The sequence below is a fragment of the Mesorhizobium sp. B1-1-5 genome (assembly GCF_006443065.1).
Taxonomy (GTDB): domain Bacteria; phylum Pseudomonadota; class Alphaproteobacteria; order Rhizobiales; family Rhizobiaceae; genus Mesorhizobium.
The window spans coordinates 1-2,338 of record NZ_VFWS01000232.1; the positions used below are offsets into that span (position 1 = coordinate 1).

Genomic DNA, 2,338 nt, shown 5'->3' on the forward strand with positions numbered 1-2,338 from the left:
TCGAGGAAGAGCGCTTCGGCGCGCTGCGCATGAAGCTCGCGCAGCACCGCATCCATCAACTGCCAGCCGAGCCCCTGGCGGCGATGCGACCGCGCCACTGCAACGGTCAGGATCTCGCCCTCGCCGGCCGCCAGCCGGGCCAGCACGAAGCCGACCGGCGGCTTGGCGCCGTGCCCGGTTTCGCGCGCGGCATAGCCGAACACGGTGTCCTGTTCGAGCAAGGCCGCGAACTCGCCATCGGTCCAGGGGCGGACGAAGTCCTCGCGGTGCAGCAGCGAGACCGCCGGACTGTCGGTGGTCCTGAGCGGTTCGAGCGCGTAATCGCGGCGGCGCGGCTGGAGAAAAGGTATGCGCATTATTTCCCTTGCCTGGAAAGTATGAACCCGGCCTGCGGCTTGGCGTCGGCGCCGCGCAGATAAAGAGGTTTCGGCCTCTCGCCCTCGCCCTTGGCGGCCGCCAGGCGGGCGTAAGTGAGAATGTCCGCGGTCGCCGTCTCGGGTCCGATGTCGAAGGCGCGTCCGGCGGATGCCGCGATCCGCGTCGCGGCGGTTCCGGCGAGCACCGAAGACCGCTCGTTCGCCATGGCCACGGCATCCGCCAGCGTGACCACGGCCGGACCGTAAGTCAAAACCGACATTTCATCATAGAGAGCGGCATGGATCTCCTCGCGGCCGGCATCGAGCGCGGCCAGCACGGCGCGGCCGGGAAATGCCCCTGCCGTCTCGGCCGCCAGCGCCTCGAGCGTCGTCACGCCGATTGCAGGCACCTTGAGCGCCAGCGCCAGGCCACGCGCCGTGGAAACCCCGACGCGCAGGCCGGTGAAGGAACCGGGGCCGACGGAGACGGCGATGGCGCCAAGGCCGGCATAGGCGGTTGCGCCGGCCTTCAGCGCCTCGGCGATGACTGCCATCAGATGCTCGGCATGGCCCTTGCCTAGATCGAGCACCGCGCGGCCGAGTTCCTGCCTCGCCCCGGCATCATAGACGCAGGCGGCGCAGAGGTTGGCGGCACAGTCGATGGCGAGCACTTTCATGAAACGACCGGTTCGAAAAACAATTCCCTGTGCCTGCCACAGCGCGCCACCGCAAGGGGATAGCGCATAATTTGTTAAGCGGCTTCGTTCCGCCGCAGCGGGAACGGTGTCTATGCGGCAGGCGCTATGCGCAGCATGTGGTTGTCCCAGACATAGTCCGGTTCGGACCGTGTCGCGCCATTGCCCTCGACGATTTCGCCGGCTCCGGTGGTAGCCATGAAACCCGTCCCGTCGGGCGCCACGCCGCAGACCTCGACCAGTGCGCTTGACGAGACGAGCCGCCCGCTCGCCGCATCGATCACCACAAGCGAATTGCCTTCCGGCGAAGAGACGGCAATGGTGCCGGCAACCGGATTGGCGGCGACGGAACCGATATAGTTGCGGAAGCCGGACAGGACATCCCGCGGCATGTCGAGGAGCTGCAAATCCTTGCCGCGCGCGGCGCGGCCGACCAGCAGCGGACGGTCGGTGCCGGGCCCCCTGTACTGGCAGCCGAACCAGACGGTGCCGGTCTGGTCGGTGTCCATGTGGCGGATCGACAGCTGGTGCAGCGCCGCCGGCAATTCGTGCTTCTCGACCAGATCGCCGGTGACACGGTCGATGAGCACATAGGACGGCTTCATGGTGGCGATGTTGAGTTCGGCGCGGCCATAATCGGGATGAGTCTCGATGCCGCCATTGGCAACGGCGATCGTCCTGCCGTCGCCCAGGAGCAGAAGCTCGTGGGGTCCCATGCCATAGGTCGGGAATTCACCAAGGCGCTTGAATTTCGCCCGCGCGTCGTAGACGCCGACGACGCCGGCCGCGTTGTCGAAATCGTTCTCGGTGGCATAAAGCAAGGCGCCGTCCGGGGAGAACACGCCATGGCCGAAGAATCGCCGGCCGGTGATGCTGGCGATGGTCAGCGGTTCATCGCGCCCGGCGTGATCGAAGACCACGGCGAAGGTGCCGGGCTGGCGGGCGAACACCACTGAGCGCTTCGATATGGGATCGAAGGTGACGTCGTGGCCGCGGTCGGGCAAGTCGATCGCGTGCAGGAGCTTGCCGGCCTCGGACAGGATTGCGGCGCCATAGCTGCCGTCGCGCTTGACGAAGGCGGTGGCGAAGACGGCATCGGCGGCAAGCGTATTTGCCCAGGCCGGCGGCGCCATCGCGGCGGCAAAACCGATGCCCGCGGCTCTCAGGAAATCGCGACGGTCAATGAGGGAGGTTTTCACGCTCAGTCCCCATCCAGCGAGGAAAAACCGGCGGTCAGGCCGAATTCGGCGGTCAGCCTGGTGCCGAACAGGGTCGACAGGCTGGAGG

Annotated in this window: 3 protein-coding genes; all 3 read right to left on the reverse strand. The window is 67.0% G+C overall.

What is annotated here, in order from left to right; translation table 11 throughout:
• The coding region (locus FJ980_RS29805) for an N-acetyltransferase (RefSeq protein ID WP_140547202.1) at positions 1-356 on the reverse strand (356 nt) is incomplete at its 3' end.
• On the reverse strand, positions 356-1,033 hold the full coding sequence (gene tsaB, locus FJ980_RS29810) for a tRNA (adenosine(37)-N6)-threonylcarbamoyltransferase complex dimerization subunit type 1 TsaB (protein WP_140547203.1): 678 nt from the start codon (positions 1,031-1,033) through the stop codon (positions 356-358). The genes FJ980_RS29805 and tsaB, both read right to left, overlap by 1 nt.
• Positions 1,034-1,143: 110 nt before the next feature.
• The gene (locus FJ980_RS29815; RefSeq protein WP_140547204.1) at positions 1,144-2,250 is read right to left on the reverse strand and encodes a DUF1513 domain-containing protein; all 1,107 of its coding nucleotides are present in this window, start codon (positions 2,248-2,250) and stop codon (positions 1,144-1,146) included.
• Between the last annotated feature and the right edge of the window lie 88 nt (positions 2,251-2,338).

Excerpts from the sequence above, each read along its gene's own strand:
- tsaB (WP_140547203.1), bottom strand. The coding sequence starts at position 1,033 with ATGAAAGTGCTCGCCATCGACTGTGCCGCCAACCTCTGCGCCGCCTGC.